The sequence below is a fragment of the Rhizobium yanglingense genome, assembly GCF_977109285.1.
In genome coordinates, this window is the sequence record NZ_CDSAWY010000005.1 from 499,317 (window position 1) to 515,840 (window position 16,524).

Here is a 16,524-nt window from a genome sequence, read left to right on the forward strand (position 1 = left end):
GATCAGTTCACGTCTTCGGGCAGGACCGGAAGCGCTGCAATTTCGATGCCTTCATCGAGCAGCGCCTGGGCCTCGTCGGTCGTCGCCTGTCCGATGATGCCACGGGCGTCCGCCTCGCCATAGTGAATCTTGCGAGCTTCTTCGGGAAACTGCGCGCCCACATCCTCGGCGTTCGCCTTGATGTGAGCGACGGCTGCCTTCAGCTTCTCAAAGGCGTCGCGGCGCGCGGTATCCATCGCCAGCGTCTTCGTCTCGTCCTTCTTGCGGGCGGTCGAGACGGATGGCGCCATCAACGCCTTCGAGATGGATGTGGAATTACAGACCGGACAGGTGAGGTAACCGGACGCAACCTGGCGGTCGAAATCGGCACTTTCGGAAAACCATGCTTCGAATTCGTGGGCATTCTCGCAACTGAGGGAATAACGGATCAAGTGGCGACGCCTCCCACGACAGCCCCTGTAATTTTTTCGATCGAGAATTCACGGCCGTTTTTGAGATTCGGAATCTTGTCACGAGCGGCCTTGACCGCCGTTCGATCGATGTCCGCGACAAGCACCGCCTCGCCGGTACCGCCGGCCGAGGCCACCACCTTGCCCCAGGGATCGATGATCATCGAATGCCCGTAGGTCTCGCGGCCGTCCTCATGAAGCCCGGCCTGCGCCGCAGCAATGACGAAAACCCCGTTTTCGATGGCGCGGGCCCGAAGCAGGATTTCCCAATGCGCCTCACCCGTCTGCCTCGTGAATGCGGCAGGCACCGTCATGACTTCCGCCCCGGCGATCGCCTGGGCGCGGAAAAGCGCAGGAAACCGAACATCGTAGCAAATCGTAAAGCCCATTTCCGCAAATGGCAGCGACAAGACGCGCGCTTCCGAGCCCGGACGATAGGCGGCACTCTCCCGCCAGCTTTCGCCGTTATCGAGATCGACGTCGAACATATGGATCTTATCGTAGCGATTGAGGATTTTGCCTTCCGGGCTGAAGAGAAAGCCGCGATTGGCGATTTTGCCGTCGTCGAGTGCGATCGCCGTCGAGCCGACATGCAGGTAGATGCCGAGTTCGGCAGCGAGTGCGGACGCCGTTCTGACGATGATGTCGCCCGTCTCGTCGCGCAACACCAGTTTCGCGGCAATCCTGTCGCGCTGCAGCATGCCCGTCATTTCCGGCGTCTGCACATAGATCGCACCCTGGGCTGCTGCCTCACGCACCAAGTGCATCATCGAGGCTGCGTTCTTCGCAGGATCGACTCCGGAACACATCTGAACGGCAGCGGCCTTGAACGTCATCGGACCCCCCTCAGGCTACCAGCATGGGATCGAGCCCGCCGGCCCGGTCCAACGCATATAGATCATCGCATCCGCCAACATGCTGCCCGCCTATGAATATCTGCGGGAATGTCGTTCTGCCATTTGACCTGCCAATCATCTCCTGGCGTAGGTCCGGCGAAAAGGTCGCATCGTGTTCGACATAATCGATCCCCTTCTCTTCGAGAAGAGATTTTGCGCGAGCGCAATAGCCGCAGAACTGCCGCGTATAGATGATGACTGGTGCCATATTTTATCTCCAGACGGATGCCGGTTTCTTTTTCTCATATAGGTTCCGAGAAAGCCCTTGCAAAGGTTAAAACCGTGATGTCCGCGGCGCCCGCCCGCCGAAGAACGCGCCTTGCGGGGCAAGCTCTGCTGTCTGATTGAACTTGCGTGACAGCATGCGGGAGCGATGGAGCGGAACCGGAACCAATACATCGCAGGCCCCGATCATGCCGTCGCTGGCGCGAAGCATCCAACCCGCCATCATCGGCGCTGGATCTGTGCGGTCGCGAAATTTGAGACCGTGGGCGAGATCGCCGGCGGCGTGATCGTGCGCGGCGACCGAGCGAAATCGGTCAAAAGGGCGGTGGGTTGGCGATCGCCTCGGCGCTAACGGCAGACCCAGCACTTCGCAATAAGGCCGCTCGATGAAGTGCACGCCGGGCAAGCATTTCGGACATAATCCGCAGTGGCCAGCGGCAACAATGCCGCAGGAGGCGCGGGCCGGCGGCTAGAGCCGATCGGCGAACGTGGCGAATGGCCGCACGAATTGCGTTAATCGCAGCGCCCCGGTCGTTGGAAATTGATGAGCCTCATTTGCCAAGACTGGCGCTTTCCGCAGGAAACGAAAATCCGCCTTGCCGCCCTTCGCGCGCAGGATTATGGACATGCGCATGGATATGATCTTCGACCGGACCGCGATCGCCGCAAACCGCCGTCGCGCACTGAAAAACGCCGATCCGAAAGCTGCCTTTCTCCTGGATATCGCCGCTGCGGAACTTGCCGATCGGCTGGCTGTCGTCGAACGCCATTTCGAGAACGCCGTGGAACTGCACGGGATGACAGGAGCAGCGGCGCGGGCGGCAGTCGCAACAGGCAAGATCGGTGCGATGACCCGGGTCGAGGCGGAACAGGCATTTGCCGCGCCGAATGAAGTGCTGGCCGTGGCGCCGCTTGAGGACGTGCCGATCGACCCACAGTCGGCCAACCTCGTTCTTGCGCCGCTCTGTCTGCATCTCACCAACGACACGCCCGGCGTCTTCATCCAGATTCGCCGCGCTCTCAAGCCCGACGGCCTGTTTCTTGCGGCGATCCCCGGAGCAGGGACTCTCCAGGAACTCAGGGATGTTCTGCTTGCAACGGAAGCGGAGATGACCGGAGGCGCGAGCCCGCGCGTGATCCCGTTCGCCGACGTCCGCGATGTGGGCGGCCTCCTCCAGCGCGCCGGCTTCGCGCTGCCGGTGATCGACGCCGAGACCTATACGGTCCGCTACAATTCCCTCTTCCCGCTGATGAAAGACCTGCGCGCCATGGGCATGACCAATCCGCTCGCCGCCCGCAGCCGCAAGCCGCCCACCCGCGCATTCTTTCTGCGCGCGGCAGAAATCTATGCCGAGCGCTATTCCGATCCGGACGGGCGTATCAGGGCGACATTCTCGATCATCTATGTTTCAGGATGGGCACCGCATGAAAGCCAGCAGAAGCCGTTGCAGCCGGGTTCGGCGAAAGCGCGGCTTGCCGATGCTCTGCGTGTGGAAGAGCACAAGCTGAAGCAGTGAATGAAGGCGCGGCCAGTTGCTCGCCTAGTGGTTGTCGAGGTTGTTGGACACTATATTGAAGGTGTTTTGCAGGCTGTTGCCGAAGGTCGTCAGTCCGCCGACAAGGGCGGCTGATATCAGGGCGGCCAGCAGACCGTACTCGACGGCGGTCGCGCCGCGACCATCTGCAAGGAAAGCTTTCAGAATACGCATGCCCAACCTTTCCCGCCAAGGCGGATATCCGATTTCCTCAGCAGCCGGCTCCTGAACCGTACCCCTGGACAACGCAGACCGAGCCGGGCGTCTCCTGCAGGACGCTACGTCGAATCGTGTAGCGCTTGCCGTTTTCCGTTCTCGGGATCGATCCGGTCGTGATCGTATCGAACTCGGCCGGAACACTGGCGAAAACGCTCGACTTGGACTTGTCGGCGAGCATCGGCGTGAGGATGAGCGTCAGGGCAACGACCGCGGTGCCGAAAAGCAAAACGAGATTGAGCGCGCCCGTCCTGCGCGAAGCATTCGAGCTCTGTTCCTTCTCTCGGACAGCTTTCCAGAAATCGTCGTCCATGCGTCAAGCCTTTTACTCACACGCCAATTGCTTGAGTGAGGCCGATCTTTGGCAGAAGGTGATAAACGATCGATTAATAACTCCGGCCGAAACCGGCACTTTGCCGCAAGAAAGCGATAATTCGCTAAAGTAGATCCTGAAGCATAGGGATCAACGGCTCGTCGGCCGGTGGCATCGGATAATCCCTGAGAGCCATGGGTTTTACCCATTTCAAAGCCTGGCCCTCCCTGCCCTGGGGAATGCCCTCATAGCGGCGGCAGACATAAAGTGGCATGAGGAGGTGAAATGTGTCGTAGCTGTGGCTGGCAAATGTCAGCGGCGCGAGGCAGGCAACCTTGGTCTTGACGCCAAGTTCTTCCTCGAGTTCGCGCACCAAGGTCTCCTCCGGCGTCTCGCCAGGTTCGACCTTGCCGCCGGGAAACTCCCACAGACCGGCGAGCGACTTTCCCTCCGGACGCTGTGCCAGAAGGATACGGCCGTCGGAATCGATCAACGCGCAGGCGGCAACCAGCAGAATATTCTTGCCGGTTTCGCTCATTGCACCTGTTCCCGGCGCCAGTAGCTGTAGCGGTAAGCTTCGCGGAAACCGAGACGGCCATAGAGCGCCAGAGCCGGCACGTTTGCAGCCTTGACCTGCAGCCAGGCCGAGCGGGCGCTGCGCATGCGTGCCCAGCGAAGGGCAGAGGTCAGGATTTCGAGGCCGAGACCCTCCCGCCGCCGCTTCTTAGCCACCGAAAGCGACATGATGCCGGCAAGATCGTTGTCCTGAACACAAAGCACGGTTGCAAGCGGGCCGGTTTCCGGGTCCTCGATCATGAAGAGACCGCACGGCGGTCCGATCGCGTTAATGATCTCCGCAAGCGCCGGCTTCAGCTTCGGGGAGACTTGATCCGTCGCGAGATTGGCATCGACGAAGCGGCCGATGTCATGCGTCGGCAGGTGATCGAGCGTGTCCGGCAGTTCGGCATGCGCCAGGTCGCAGATCATGACGATTGTCTCGTCGAAATGCGTCCATTGCCGCTCTTTGACGAGATCGATCAGAACCGGCGACGCAAGCGGTGTCTGGCGAAGAACGGCCGGGCGGCCATAAGCCTCGAATTTGCGGCTGGCCATCTCCAGCCGGACTTCGACGTCGCGATGATCGGAAGGGTCGAGCGGCACGATGGAATTCAGCCGGTTCGACGGATGGCCCGCCGTCAGCCGTACCTGCCAGCTGCCATTATATTGCACGGAAGAAGCCGGCCATGCCCGGAAACCGACAGCTTCCAGCCTGCGTACGAGCGGCAAATTTGCCTTTTGGGACAATGTTTCAGTCAATGAACGATCAGCTCCGGTAGTCGCCGTTGATCGCCACATACTCTTTTGTGAGGTCGCAGGTCCAGACCGTAGCCGCACCCGCGCCGAGCCCAATATCGACTTTAATCGGAATATCTGGCTTCTTCATCACATTCGAGGCGGCTTCCTCCGAGTAATCAGGGTCGCGCTCACCGTTAACCGCGACACGTACATCGCCGAACCAGATGGCGAGCCGATCACGATCGGCCATCTCGCCGGCCTTGCCGACGGCCATCACGATGCGGCCCCAATTAGCGTCTTCGCCGGCGGCAGCCGTCTTCACCAGAGGCGAATTCGCGATCGAAAGCGCAATGCGCTTGGCAGCCGCATCGCTCTCTGCGCCGGTCACCTTGATTTCGAGCATCTTGGTGGCGCCTTCGCCATCACGGCAAACTTGCAGCGACAAATCCTTCAACACTTCATTGAGCGCCGCGCGGAAGGCGGCAAGGCGCTGATCGTCGGCACGCTCGATGCGGACCTGACCGTCCTCGGCGGCGGCAGCCGTCGCAAACAGCATCAGCGTATCGGAGGTAGACGTATCGCTATCCACCGTCATCGAATTGAAGGTCGGGCCGACGCCGTCCGAAAGCAGTGCCTGCAAAGCGGCGGGCGCGATATCGGCATCGGTGACGACGAAGGAGAGCATGGTCGCCATGTCGGGTGCGATCATGCCGGCGCCCTTGGCAATGCCGTTGATCGTCACTTTCACGCCGCCGATTTCGGCAGTGCGGGTCGAAACCTTCGGATAGGTGTCCGTGGTCATGATCGCCTTGGCGGCTTCGAACCATAAATCGCCAGTCGCCGCGGCATGCATCCTGTCGAGAACACCTGCGAATTTCGTCGCATCCAGCGGCTCGCCGATCACGCCGGTCGACGCCAGATAGACTTCATTCTCGCCGCATCCGACGGCAGCGGCAGCCGACTTTGCCGTCAAGGCGGTCGCCTGGCGTCCCTTCAGGCCGGTGAAGGCATTGGCGTTGCCAGAGTTGACGACGACGGTGCGCGCCACGCCATGCGGCAGATTGCCACGGCAGAAGTCGACGGGCGCCGACGGGCACTTCGATCGCGTAAAAACCCCAGCAACGGCGGCCGGCTTGTCGAAGACCATCATAAGCACGTCCGTCCGGTTCTTATACTTGATGCCTGCGGAAGCGGTCGCCATGCGCACGCCGCGCAGCGCCGGCATCGTGGCAAAGGTTTTCGGAGCGAGCGGAGAAATGGAACCGGACATGAGGATCGACCTGGCTATAGGCATTTCCAGGCGACTTGGAAAACGGTTCGCCGTCCGGAAATGCGACAACAGAGGATAGTGAAGGGCCCGGAAGAACCGGGCCCTGGGTGGAAATTACTGCTGCGGCTGCGTTGCCGGCGCCTGCTGCTTGTTCGCGTCGTCGTAACCCTTGCGGAGCGTTTCGTCCATGATGTCGACCTTGGACGTTTCCTTCGCCTTGGCGAGGAGTGCAAGGTACTTATCGCGCATGACAAGCTGACGAACCTGGTCCTTGACCTGATCAAGCGGCGGCGGCGGAGCGTCGCGCTTGTCCTCGACCTTAATGACGTGGAAGCCGAAATCGGTCTTCACAGGCGTCTTCGAATAGGTGCCCTTTTCGAGAGAGAAGGCTGCGTCCTCGAATTCCTTGACCATGCGACCCTTGGTAAAGTAGCCGAGATCGCCGCCGTCAGCCTTGTTCGGGTCGGTGGACTTTTCCTTGGCAAGTTCTGCAAAGTCCTTGCCGCCATCCAGCTGCTTGATGACATCCTTGGCCTCTTCCTCGGTCTTCACGAGGATGTGGCGAGCATGGACTTCTTCCTGCTTCGGAAGGGCTGCGACTTCCTTGTCGTAGCGCGCCTTCACTTCATCGTCGGTAACGGTATCGACGACATGCTTCTTGAAATAGGCATTATGCAGTTCGCGATCCGAGAGATACTGTATGCGCTTCTTGAATTCGCTGGTCTGATCGAGCTTCTCGGCAGCCGCATCGCCGGCGAGCAGCTTGACGTCGATCGCGGCCGAAAGCGCGGCAACCTTCTTCTGATCGTCCGGGAGCTGCGCGAGTTGGGGATCGAGGTTGGCGACGGCCAGATCGAGTTCCGACTGATGGATCTCAAGGTCGCCGACCTTGGCAACGACTGCATCGGGCTTGTCTTCCGCATAGACCGGCGCCTGGAGCGCAACGAAAGTTGCAAGCGCCATCACGGCGAGTTTGTTGTAGCTCAACATCAAATAACCTTTCAGAGTTACATCACCGGCTTCAGCATTCGTGAATCCAGCCCAAAACAGCCATCAACACTGGAATGTGGCCTTTCTATATCAGCCAAATCCGTTGACATCATTCGACCCCCCTCTTATCTGTCACGCAACCTCGCGTCCAGAAAAGTTTCCTGGCGTTTCGAGACGTGTGCCTGATTTTCGGCTGGGTGTGCGTATAAGAAAAGCCGGGGAAGAATATTGAGAAAGGACCAGTCATATGGTCAGCTTCGGCGGTCTCGCCCGCAAAATATTTGGCTCTGCCAATGATCGCCGCGTGCGGTCCTTCCAGCCGAAAGTCGCCGCCATCAACTCGATCGAAGAGAAGACGAAGGCCCTGAGCGACGAACAGCTCGCCGCCCAGACGGTCGAGTTCCGCAAGATGCTGGCGAACGGGAAGACGCTCGACGACATTCTCGTTCCGGCATTCGCCGTCGTGCGCGAAGCCTCGCGCCGCGTACTCGGCCTGCGGCCTTTTGACGTGCAGCTTGTCGGCGGCATGATCCTACATTCGAACGCCATCGCCGAAATGAAGACCGGTGAAGGTAAGACGCTCGTTGCGACACTTCCGGTTTACCTGAATGCGCTTGCCGGCAAGGGTGTCCATGTCGTTACTGTGAACGACTACCTTGCCCGCCGCGACGCCGCCAACATGGGCCGTATCTACAACTTCCTCGGGCTCACCACGGGCGTCATCGTCCATGGACTGTCGGATGAGGAGCGCGCTGCCGCTTACAATTGCGACATCACCTACGCCACGAACAACGAACTCGGCTTCGATTATCTTCGCGACAATATGAAGTATGAGAAGGGCCAGATGGTCCAGCGCGGCCACAACTTCGCGATCGTCGACGAAGTGGACTCGATCCTGGTTGACGAAGCACGCACGCCGCTGATCATCTCCGGTCCGCTCGACGACCGGTCCGATCTCTATAACACGATTGACGCTTTCATTCCGCTCTTGTCGGCAGAAGATTACGAGATCGACGAGAAGCAACGTTCGGCGAACTTCTCTGAAGTTGGTACTGAAAAGCTCGAAGGTCTCCTAAAACAGGCCGGCCTCCTGAAAGGCAGCGCACTCTACGACATCGAAAACGTCGCGATCGTCCATCACATCAACAATGCGCTGAAGGCCCACAAACTCTTCCAGCGCGACAAGGACTACATCGTGCGCAATGGTGAAATCGTCATTATCGACGAATTCACCGGCCGCATGATGCCGGGCCGCCGCTATTCGGAGGGCCAGCACCAAGCGCTGGAAGCCAAGGAAAAGGTGCAGATCCAGCCAGAAAACCAGACGCTGGCGCAGATCACCTTCCAGAACTATTTCCGCATGTACGGAAAGCTCGCCGGCATGACCGGTACGGCGCAGACGGAAGCGGAAGAATTCGGCAACATCTACGGCCTCGATGTCATCGAAGTGCCGACCAACCTGCCGATCCAGCGCATCGACGAAGACGACGAGGTCTACCGGACCTTCGAGGAGAAGTACAAGGCGATCATCGCCGAGATCGCAGACGCCCAGAAGCGCGGCCAGCCGGTGCTCGTCGGCACGACCTCCATCGAGAAATCCGAACTTCTGGCTGAGCTGATGCGCAAGCAGGGCTTCAAGGACTTCCAGGTCCTGAATGCCCGCTATCACGAGCAGGAAGCGTATATCGTTGCGCAAGCAGGCGTGCCGGGCGCGGTCACGATCGCCACTAACATGGCGGGCCGCGGTACCGACATCCAGCTCGGCGGCAACCTCGACATGCGCATCGAGCGCGAGCTTGGCGAGGCCGAGCCTGGCCCGGAACGCGACGCCAAGATTGCAGCGATCGCGGAGGAGATCCAGAAACTCAAGGAGCAGGCGATCGCCGCCGGTGGTCTCTATGTCATCGCGACGGAACGCCATGAAAGCCGTCGCATCGACAATCAGCTCCGTGGCCGTTCCGGCCGTCAGGGCGACCCGGGCCGCTCCAAGTTCTATCTGTCGCTTCAGGACGACCTGATGCGCATCTTCGGCTCCGATCGCATGGACGGCATGCTCCAGAAGCTTGGTCTCAAGGAAGGCGAAGCAATCGTCCATCCCTGGATCAACAAAGCTCTGGAGCGCGCCCAGAAGAAGGTCGAGGCCCGCAACTTCGATATCCGCAAGAACCTGCTGAAATACGACGACGTGTTGAACGATCAGCGCAAGGTGATCTTCGAACAGCGCCTCGAACTGATGGAAGCTACGAACATCTCCGAGACCGTTTCGGATATGCGCCGCGAGGTCATCGAGGACCTCGTCGAGAAGCATATTCCCGAGCGCGCCTATGCCGAGCAATGGGATGCTGCCGGATTGAAGGAGCAGGTTGCCGCGCTTTTCAACCTCGATCTGCCAATCGAAGACTGGGTGAAAGAAGAAGGCATTGGTGAAGACGATATCCGCGAACGTCTAACGGAAGCGGCCAACGCTGCCTTCACCGAAAAAGCAGAGCGTTTCGGCCCCGATATCATGCACTATGTCGAGCGCTCGATCGTGATGCAGACATTGGACCATCTCTGGCGCGAGCACATCGTCAATCTCGATCACCTGCGCTCCGTCATCGGCTTCCGCGGATATGCCCAGCGCGATCCGCTGCAGGAATACAAATCCGAAGCCTTCGAGCTCTTCCAGACCCTGCTGAACAGCCTGCGCGAGGCTGTGACGGCGCAGTTGATGCGCGTCGAGCTGGTGCAGCAGGCGCCCGCCGAGCCGGAACTGCCGGTCATGCAAGCCCAGCACCTGGACCCCGACACGGGCGAGAATGATTTCGCGCCGATCTACCAGGCATCCGAAGTGATCGTCTCGCCGGAAAACCGGGATCCGAACAACCCGTCCACCTGGGGCAAGGTCGGCCGCAACGAGCCGTGCCCCTGCGGTTCTGGCAAGAAATTCAAGCACTGCCACGGTGCGTTTGCCGAAGCCTGAGCGACGGCAGGCAGCTCAAGAATGCCGCCTTCGGGCGGCATTTCTTTTGCGCGAATTAGACTGGCGGTTAAGGATAATGTGCTCGCCACAACCGTTTCTTAATCCTGAGCTGACAAGACTTCTGACACGATTTGCCTGAGTTCAGAGTGTTGCGTGTTCGTAATGGCGGTCATTGAAACAGCGGAAAGACTGCTGCCTGCGGGCCTGCGTCCAGCGGGAAGCCGTCTGCTGCGCGTGCTTGCCGCAGTTCTGACCGGGCACGGCGACAAGGCAACCGCACAGCGGATGGCACTTACCGCCTTTTCGATCCGCATAGTGAGCGCCGCCCTCGCCTTCATTTCCCAGATCATCCTCGCGCGCCTCATGGGCGAATATGAATACGGGATTTTCGTGTTTGTCTGGGTTCTGATCGTCCTGTTCGGCGATCTCTCCTGCCTCGGCTTTCACACCGCGATCGTTCGTTTCCTGCCGCAATACAAGGCTGCAGGTGCCTTCGAGGAGATTCGCGGCCTGACGGGAACGGCCCGTACCTTCGCCATGCTTTCCGGAACGCTGGTGATGGCTGCCGGTATGGCGGGACTCCATTTCCTGGGCGACAGGATTGAGTCCTATTATCTCATTCCTGTCTTCCTTGGCCTTCTCGCCATGCCGATGATCGCGCTCGGCGACATTCTGGAAGGCACCTCGCGTGCCAATCACTGGCCGGTCATGGCGCTGAGCCCGGTCTACATCGTCCGGCCTGTCCTCATCATTCTCTTCATGCTGGCAGCGATCGGAGCCGGTGCGGAGCATTCTGCCGTCACCGCCATGAAAGCCGCGCTGGCCGCAACCTATGTCACCGCCGTCGGCCAATACATCGCGACACTCCTCCGCCTGCGCCGCCACTACAGCGAGGGACCGCGCAGGGTCGATTTCCTCAACTGGCTGAACATCGCCTTCCCGATTTTCCTGGTCGAAGGCGTGAGCTTCCTCTTGACCAATTCGGATGTGGTTGTCGTCGGCATCTTCCTCGAGCCGCATGACGTTGCGATCTATTTTGCCGCCGCAAAGACGATGGCGCTGGTGCATTTCATCATGTTCTCGGTAAAGGCAGCATCCGGTCCACGCTTCTCCAGCCTCATCGCAGAAGGCACCCGCGAGCAGCTTGCAGCAGCAGCAATCGACGCTGCGCGCTGGACCTTCTGGCCGGCGCTGGGCCTCGGGCTCGCAGTCGTTGCAGCCGGTCACTTGCTGCTGTCGCTTTTCGGCGGAGCCTTTACGGCAGGTTATGTTCTGATGGCGATCCTGCTTGCGGGCATCCTCGCCAAGGCCCTCGTCGGTCCGGCCGAAACGCTGCTGATGATGGCCGGAAAGCAGAACCTCTGCGTGGCCCTCTATGCGGCGGCGCTCACGGCAAACGTCTCCTTGAATATCGCCCTGATCCCGCACCTTGGCACCGTCGGCACTGCGATCGCGACGGCATCGGCAATGGGTGTGGAAGCGATCCTGCTGCACATCGCCGTGCGCCGGGCGCTCGGCATTGTCCTTTTTGCATTCAGCCGCCCTCCGGCAACGATAGAAACGAGAGCCTGATAATGGTGCGTGTCCCCCCCGTTACCGAAAGCACCGATACCAATGCCAATCGCATGGTTCACGAGCTTGCTTCGATAAACTTCGACTTGCCGCAGGCCGAAGCGCGCGTCGAGATCGGACGTCCGGGCCGGGAGCTCTGCCTCTATCCGGGCAGGCTCGGCTATGAATTGCAGGACGAACTGGATTTCCTTTCGAACCGTGCGATGGAGCCGAATGTTTTCTTCACCGGCCGCTTCCTCGCGCCCGCCATGCCGCGGCTTGAAGACCGGCAAGTGAGTTTCGCACTGATCCGCGATGAGAACGGCAGGCGCAGCCGCTTGCGTTTCCTGATGCCGTTCTCTGTCGAAAGACCCGGCTTTGCCGTCGGCCCCTCGATCATCCGCGCATGGTCGAACAGCTTCGCGCCGCTCGGCACCCCCCTGGTGGATGCCGAAGATGCGGCTGAGACGCTGGACAATCTTTTTGAAGGCTTGACGGCGCGCGATCTGAACCTTCCCGCAACGTTGGTGCTGCCGGATATTCGCCTGAACGGCATCTTTGCTCGCATGGCAAAGGCGGTCGCGCTGAGCCGCAACCTGCCGGTCACGGTCACCAATCCATCCCAGCGGCCGATGCTGCAGAGCGAGGACGACGCTATGGCCTATCTTGGCCGTACCATCTCTTCTTCGCATAAAAGGGAAATGCGCCGTCAATGGCGGCAGCTCGAAGAGCTCGGAACAGCTGTCTATGTCGTCGCGCGCCAGCCCCGCGATATTCATGCGCGGTTTGAGGAATTCTTAGCAATGGAAGCCGGCGGCTGGAAAGGCAAGAGGCGAAGCGCGCTGGCAACCGACCGCTACCACACGGCCTTCGCCCGCGAAGCCGTCTCGAACCTTGCGGCGATCGACGCGGTGCGCATTCACACGATCGACCTGAACGGTAAGGCAATCGCGGCAACAGTCGTGTTGATGATGGGCGGCGAGGCCTATACTTGGAAGACAGCCTACGACGAGGCCTATGCCCGCTATTCTCCGGGCAAGCTGCTGATGGCCGAACTGACGGAGTGGCATCTCGACGATGCGAATATCGTGCGTTCCGATTCCTGCGCGGTGCCGGACCATCCGATCATGAGCCGCTTCTGGCAGGAGCGCGAGGAAATGGGAACGCTGGTGATCGGCCTGACGCAGAACGGCGACCGCGATGTTCGGCAGGCCGCCGCTCAGTTGCATATGTATCGCAGCACCCGCAATATGGCGAAGATGCTGCGCGAGAAGATCATATCGCTCACGCGGCGCGGTTAGGCCCCTCGCCGGGCCGCCTTTTCGCGCAGAAGTCTGCGGATGACCTTGCCGGTCGTCGTCAGCGGCAGCGCGTCCACGAATTCTACCTCGCGCGGATATTCGTGCATTGAAAGCCGCATCTTCACCCAATCGCGGATTTCAGCGCCGAGCGCATCGCTGGGCGTGCGGCCAGGTGAAAGCACGATATAGGCCTTGACGATCTCGGTGCGCACCGGATCCGGCTTGCCGACGACGGCAGCGAGCTGCACGGCCGGGTGGCCGCACAGACAGTCCTCGATTTCGGCAGGACCAATGCGATAGCCTGACGACGTGATGACGTCATCATCCCGACCCTCGAAAATGACGTAGCCCTCGTCATCCTGATGACCGAGATCGCCGGTTAGCAGCCAGCCTTTGATGAACTTCTTCCTGGTTGCCTCGCCGTCGTTCCAATAGCCGAGGAACATGACCGGATCGGGCGCCTTGATAGCGATCTGGCCTGTCTCGCCGGGGGACACTTCATCGCCGCTCTCGCCGATGATAGCAACCCGGTGACCGGGAACCGCGCGGCCGATCGCGCCTGCCTTCGTGACACCATAGCCTGCACTGGAGGAGAGTACGAAATTGCACTCCGTCTGGCCATAAAACTCATTGACGGTGATGCCGAACGCCTGGCGCGCCCACTCATAGGTTTCGCGACCGAGCGATTCACCGGCGGAGCCGATGGTGCGCAGATTGAGATCATATTTCGCGCGGGGATCACTGATCGATTTCAGCAGGCGGAGCGCTGTCGGCGGAATGAAGGCATTCCGCACCTTCATCTCGGCCATGATGCGATAAGCCATATCGGCGTCGAACTTCTGCGCCGGAGAGGAAACGACAGGAACGCCAAGCAGGAGGCTTGGCAGCAGCGCATTCAGGAGCCCGCCCGCCCAGGCCCAGTCCGACGGCGTCCAGACCTTGTCGCCGGGCTGTGCAAAACCTTCATGCGCGAATTGCATACCGGGAATGTGGCCCGCCAGAACGCGATGGCCATGCAAGGCGCCCTTGGGCGGCCCCGTCGTGCCTGATGTGAAGATCATCAACGCCGGATCTTCCGGGCTGGTCGCAGCAACGTCGAAAAGCGACGGATGCGCCTCGACAAGCGCTCCGAAAGCAAACCCTTCGCCGCCATCGATGCTGATGACCGTGCTGAGTTCGGGCAGGTTTTCGCGAATCTGGTTCACCCGCTCCAGTCCGAACGCGTTGGTGACGATCGCAGCCGCGCCTGACGTTCTCAGCCGGTATTCCAGTGCCTCGACGCCAAAGAGCAGCGCGAGCGGCAGCGCAATCGCACCCATCTTGTAGATCGCCACATGGGCGATCGCCGTCTCGAAACATTGCGGAAGAAGCAACGCGACGCGATCGCCGCGGCGAATGCCGAGCGACGTTAATGCATTGGCAAAAGACGACGAGCGCTCCGCCAGCGCGCCGTAGGTCATCGACAAATGACGGCCATCCGGGCTGAAATGTTCGAGGCAGATGCGTTCCGGTGCCTGCGCCGCCCATTCGTCGCTGACGGCACGCCCGATATTGAAGTCTTCCGGAATCTCCCACGAAAAATCGCGATAAAGACCGTCATAGCGGTCGCGGGCGGGAAGTCTCATAGTCGAAATCCAGTGAATGCTGCACCAGCTAACACCTTGCGGCGATCGAGTGCAAGTTCGCTTGATCGCGTGTTTCAAAGCTCCACCTGATGATCGCAAGGATGCGCCTGAAATATTCTTTCGCCGGATTGCTGACATTCTCACCGATTGCGCCCTACATCACCCCGAGGTGTCTCGGGGGATTGAGATTCATTCACGGAGTCAATTCATGGACTATGTCAAATTCGGAGGCACTGGCCTTGAAGTTTCGAAGATCTGCCTCGGCTGCATGACCTTCGGCGATCCGGGCCGCGGCAATCACGCCTGGACGCTCGGCGAGGAGGAAAGCCGCGCGATCATCAGGCAGGCACTCGATCTTGGCATCAATTTCCTGGACACGGCGAATACCTATTCCGACGGCTCGTCCGAGGAAATCGTCGGACGGGCACTCAAGGACTTGAAGCGCGAGGATATCGTACTCGCGACCAAGGTCTTCAACCGCATGCGCCCCGGTCCGAACGGCGCTGGTCTTTCCCGCAAGGCGATCTTTGACGAAATCGACAACAGCCTGCGCCGACTCGGCACGGATTACGTCGACCTCTTCCAGATCCATCGCTTCGACTACACGACGCCGATCGAGGAAACGCTTGAGGCGTTGCACGACGTCGTCAAGGCCGGCAAGGCGCGCTATATCGGCGCCTCCTCCATGTACGCTTGGCAATTCGCAAAGATGCTCTACACCTCGCGGCTGAACGGCTGGACCCAGTTCGTGAGCATGCAGGACCATGTCAACCTTCTCTATCGCGAGGAGGAGCGCGAGATGCTGCCTTTCTGCGAGGACCAGAAGATCGCTGTCATTCCATGGAGTCCGCTTGCCCGCGGCCGCCTGGCGCGCGACTGGGACGAAAGGACCGCCCGCACGGAAACGGATGAATTCGGCAAGACGCTCTACAGGCAGGCCGAAGATGCCGACCGCAAAATCATCGACGCGGTCGGCCGATTGGCGAAGACACATGACGTCTCCCGAGCCCAGATCGCCACTGCTTGGATCTTGCAGAAGAGCGCGGTGACCGCACCGATCATTGGCGCATCGAAGCCGCACCATCTTTCGGACGCCGTTGGGGCATTGGCTGTCAAGCTCAACGCCGAGGACGTCGCCGCTCTCGAAGAGCCTTATGTTCCGCATCACGTGGAAGGCTTCAAATAAGCAGACACATGCCGACGGGCACTCAGGCGCCGACAAATTTTGCCGGCGCCAGCTTCTCCCGCATCGTCGAAAGGAACTGACCGGCCAATTCGCGATTTTCGACCGCGCGCGCCAGACTGACGGCGCCCATCATTGATGAGAGCGTCGTAAAGCCATTCTTGCGGCGCTCCTCGGGCGTCTCACCCGGAACGATCTCCGCCAGGATATCGACAAGCGTGGAAAGCCCGTCGTTGAAGGTTTCCCGCACCGCACCGCTGCTGCGGCTCACCTCTTCCATCAGCGCCACGAAGACACAGCTCGAGCCTGGATTGTCGACGGAACACCAGGAAACATAGTGGTCGAGGAGCGCTTCCAGGGAGCGATCCGGAGCGTCGGCGATAAGAGCCTTCCATCGCACTTCCACCCTGGCGATCAGCGCACGGCTGACCTCCAGCTGCAGCTCTTCCTTTGATTGGAAGTGGCCATAGAACCCTCCATGCGTCAGCCCGCAGGCTTTCATGATATCGGCAACCCCCACACCATCAAATCCGTTTTCGCGGAACATTACGCCCGCGACTTCCAGGATCTTCTGGCGGTTTTCTGCAAATTTTTCGCGGCTGACGCGCATGATCCGGCTCCGAAAATAGTCCCTTGACAAATTATATGACGCCCATCATCAATACGCAAGAAACATGACGACCATCATCTAAATCAGTGATGTATCGATCAT

At 60.0% G+C, this 16,524-nt stretch carries 16 protein-coding genes and 1 pseudogene; 5 read left to right on the forward strand and 12 right to left on the reverse strand.

Annotated features, from left to right (window positions below; translation table 11 throughout):
* Positions 1–2: 2 nt before the first annotated feature.
* From ACW4PC_RS12005 to ACW4PC_RS12020, 4 genes and pseudogenes are all read right to left on the reverse strand, one after another.
* Positions 3–431 carry a DUF1178 family protein gene (locus ACW4PC_RS12005; protein WP_455873966.1) on the reverse strand — a complete coding sequence of 143 codons (429 nt, stop codon included), beginning with the start codon at positions 429–431 and terminating at the stop codon, positions 3–5.
* On the reverse strand, positions 428–1,285 hold the full coding sequence (locus ACW4PC_RS12010) for a carbon-nitrogen hydrolase family protein (protein ID WP_455873967.1): 858 nt from the start codon (positions 1,283–1,285) through the stop codon (positions 428–430). The genes ACW4PC_RS12005 and ACW4PC_RS12010 overlap by 4 nt, the downstream gene beginning before the upstream one ends.
* 10 nt (positions 1,286–1,295) lie before the next feature.
* Positions 1,296–1,553 (reverse strand): glutaredoxin 3, encoded by a 258-nt coding sequence (grxC, locus tag ACW4PC_RS12015; RefSeq protein WP_022718762.1) that lies wholly within the window; start codon positions 1,551–1,553, stop codon positions 1,296–1,298.
* Between the two features lie 90 nt (positions 1,554–1,643).
* Positions 1,644–2,125: pseudogene (locus ACW4PC_RS12020) on the reverse strand (ComF family protein); the annotation flags it as partial.
* 77 nt (positions 2,126–2,202) lie between these two features.
* Here ACW4PC_RS12020 and ACW4PC_RS12025 point away from each other — a divergent pair.
* On the forward strand, positions 2,203–3,087 hold the full coding sequence (locus ACW4PC_RS12025) for a methyltransferase domain-containing protein (RefSeq protein WP_455874993.1): 885 nt from the start codon (positions 2,203–2,205) through the stop codon (positions 3,085–3,087).
* 24 nt (positions 3,088–3,111) lie between these two features.
* Here ACW4PC_RS12025 and ACW4PC_RS12030 read toward each other — a convergent pair whose 3' ends face one another.
* From ACW4PC_RS12030 to ACW4PC_RS12055, 6 genes are all read right to left on the reverse strand, one after another.
* Entirely contained in the window at positions 3,112–3,279 is a 168-nt protein-coding gene (locus ACW4PC_RS12030; protein WP_455873968.1) for a Flp family type IVb pilin, read from the reverse strand.
* A gap of 37 nt (positions 3,280–3,316) precedes the next feature.
* On the reverse strand, positions 3,317–3,634 hold the full coding sequence (locus ACW4PC_RS12035) for a hypothetical protein (protein ID WP_074069810.1): 318 nt from the start codon (positions 3,632–3,634) through the stop codon (positions 3,317–3,319).
* Between the two features lie 124 nt (positions 3,635–3,758).
* Positions 3,759–4,172, reverse strand: a complete 414-nt coding sequence (gene mutT / locus ACW4PC_RS12040; protein WP_039846256.1) for an 8-oxo-dGTP diphosphatase MutT — start codon at positions 4,170–4,172, stop codon at positions 3,759–3,761.
* Complete coding sequence (locus ACW4PC_RS12045) at positions 4,169–4,990, reverse strand: GNAT family N-acetyltransferase (RefSeq protein ID WP_455873969.1); 822 nt, start codon at positions 4,988–4,990, stop codon at positions 4,169–4,171. Before ACW4PC_RS12045 ends, mutT begins: the two co-directional genes overlap by 4 nt.
* A complete protein-coding gene (argJ, locus tag ACW4PC_RS12050) occupies positions 4,959–6,200 on the reverse strand; it encodes a bifunctional glutamate N-acetyltransferase/amino-acid acetyltransferase ArgJ (RefSeq protein ID WP_455873970.1) in 1,242 nt (413 codons plus the stop codon). Before argJ ends, ACW4PC_RS12045 begins: the two co-directional genes overlap by 32 nt.
* 114 nt (positions 6,201–6,314) lie before the next feature.
* Positions 6,315–7,190 (reverse strand): peptidylprolyl isomerase, encoded by an 876-nt coding sequence (locus tag ACW4PC_RS12055; protein ID WP_092588443.1) that lies wholly within the window; start codon positions 7,188–7,190, stop codon positions 6,315–6,317.
* A gap of 247 nt (positions 7,191–7,437) precedes the next feature.
* Between ACW4PC_RS12055 and secA the strand changes: the two genes are divergently transcribed.
* From secA to ACW4PC_RS12070, 3 genes are all read left to right on the forward strand, one after another.
* Positions 7,438–10,152 (forward strand): preprotein translocase subunit SecA, encoded by a 2,715-nt coding sequence (secA, locus tag ACW4PC_RS12060; RefSeq protein ID WP_455873971.1) that lies wholly within the window; start codon positions 7,438–7,440, stop codon positions 10,150–10,152.
* 162 nt (positions 10,153–10,314) lie between these two features.
* Positions 10,315–11,724 (forward strand): lipopolysaccharide biosynthesis protein, encoded by a 1,410-nt coding sequence (locus tag ACW4PC_RS12065; protein ID WP_455873972.1) that lies wholly within the window; start codon positions 10,315–10,317, stop codon positions 11,722–11,724.
* 2 nt (positions 11,725–11,726) lie between these two features.
* A complete protein-coding gene (locus tag ACW4PC_RS12070; protein ID WP_455873973.1) occupies positions 11,727–13,004 on the forward strand; it encodes a GNAT family N-acetyltransferase in 1,278 nt (425 codons plus the stop codon).
* Here ACW4PC_RS12070 and ACW4PC_RS12075 read toward each other — a convergent pair.
* The gene (locus ACW4PC_RS12075; protein ID WP_455873974.1) at positions 13,001–14,629 is read right to left on the reverse strand and encodes an AMP-binding protein; all 1,629 of its coding nucleotides are present in this window, start codon (positions 14,627–14,629) and stop codon (positions 13,001–13,003) included. The two genes, ACW4PC_RS12070 and ACW4PC_RS12075, sit on opposite strands and share 4 nt — an antisense overlap.
* Positions 14,630–14,837: 208 nt before the next feature.
* Here ACW4PC_RS12075 and ACW4PC_RS12080 point away from each other — a divergent pair, with 208 nt between their 5' ends.
* A complete protein-coding gene (locus ACW4PC_RS12080) occupies positions 14,838–15,815 on the forward strand; it encodes an aldo/keto reductase (protein ID WP_455873975.1) in 978 nt (325 codons plus the stop codon).
* A gap of 22 nt (positions 15,816–15,837) precedes the next feature.
* Here ACW4PC_RS12080 and ACW4PC_RS12085 read toward each other — a convergent pair whose 3' ends face one another.
* Positions 15,838–16,422: a TetR/AcrR family transcriptional regulator gene (locus ACW4PC_RS12085; protein ID WP_455873976.1), complete on the reverse strand. Its 585-nt coding sequence runs from the start codon at positions 16,420–16,422 to the stop codon at positions 15,838–15,840.
* Between the last annotated feature and the right edge of the window lie 102 nt (positions 16,423–16,524).

Bases quoted from the DNA above. Each gene is read 5' to 3' on its own strand.
- ACW4PC_RS12030 (WP_455873968.1), bottom strand. From the start codon at position 3,279: ATGCGTATTCTGAAAGCTTTCCTTGCAGATGGTCGCGGCGCGACCGCC.
- ACW4PC_RS12080 (WP_455873975.1), top strand. From the start codon at position 14,838: ATGGACTATGTCAAATTCGGAGGCACTGGCCTTGAAGTTTCGAAGATC.
- ACW4PC_RS12035 (WP_074069810.1), bottom strand. From the start codon at position 3,634: ATGGACGACGATTTCTGGAAAGCTGTCCGAGAGAAGGAACAGAGCTCG.
- argJ (WP_455873970.1), bottom strand. From the start codon at position 6,200: ATGTCCGGTTCCATTTCTCCGCTCGCTCCGAAAACCTTTGCCACGATG.
- mutT (WP_039846256.1), bottom strand. From the start codon at position 4,172: ATGAGCGAAACCGGCAAGAATATTCTGCTGGTTGCCGCCTGCGCGTTG.
- ACW4PC_RS12055 (WP_092588443.1), bottom strand. From the start codon at position 7,190: ATGTTGAGCTACAACAAACTCGCCGTGATGGCGCTTGCAACTTTCGTT.
- secA (WP_455873971.1), top strand. From the start codon at position 7,438: ATGGTCAGCTTCGGCGGTCTCGCCCGCAAAATATTTGGCTCTGCCAAT.
- ACW4PC_RS12010 (WP_455873967.1), bottom strand. From the start codon at position 1,285: ATGACGTTCAAGGCCGCTGCCGTTCAGATGTGTTCCGGAGTCGATCCT.
- ACW4PC_RS12065 (WP_455873972.1), top strand. From the start codon at position 10,315: ATGGCGGTCATTGAAACAGCGGAAAGACTGCTGCCTGCGGGCCTGCGT.
- ACW4PC_RS12085 (WP_455873976.1), bottom strand. From the start codon at position 16,422: ATGCGCGTCAGCCGCGAAAAATTTGCAGAAAACCGCCAGAAGATCCTG.
- ACW4PC_RS12045 (WP_455873969.1), bottom strand. From the start codon at position 4,990: ATGTGGCGATCAACGGCGACTACCGGAGCTGATCGTTCATTGACTGAA.
- ACW4PC_RS12025 (WP_455874993.1), top strand. From the start codon at position 2,203: ATGGATATGATCTTCGACCGGACCGCGATCGCCGCAAACCGCCGTCGC.
- ACW4PC_RS12075 (WP_455873974.1), bottom strand. From the start codon at position 14,629: ATGAGACTTCCCGCCCGCGACCGCTATGACGGTCTTTATCGCGATTTT.
- ACW4PC_RS12070 (WP_455873973.1), top strand. From the start codon at position 11,727: ATGGTGCGTGTCCCCCCCGTTACCGAAAGCACCGATACCAATGCCAAT.
- grxC (WP_022718762.1), bottom strand. From the start codon at position 1,553: ATGGCACCAGTCATCATCTATACGCGGCAGTTCTGCGGCTATTGCGCT.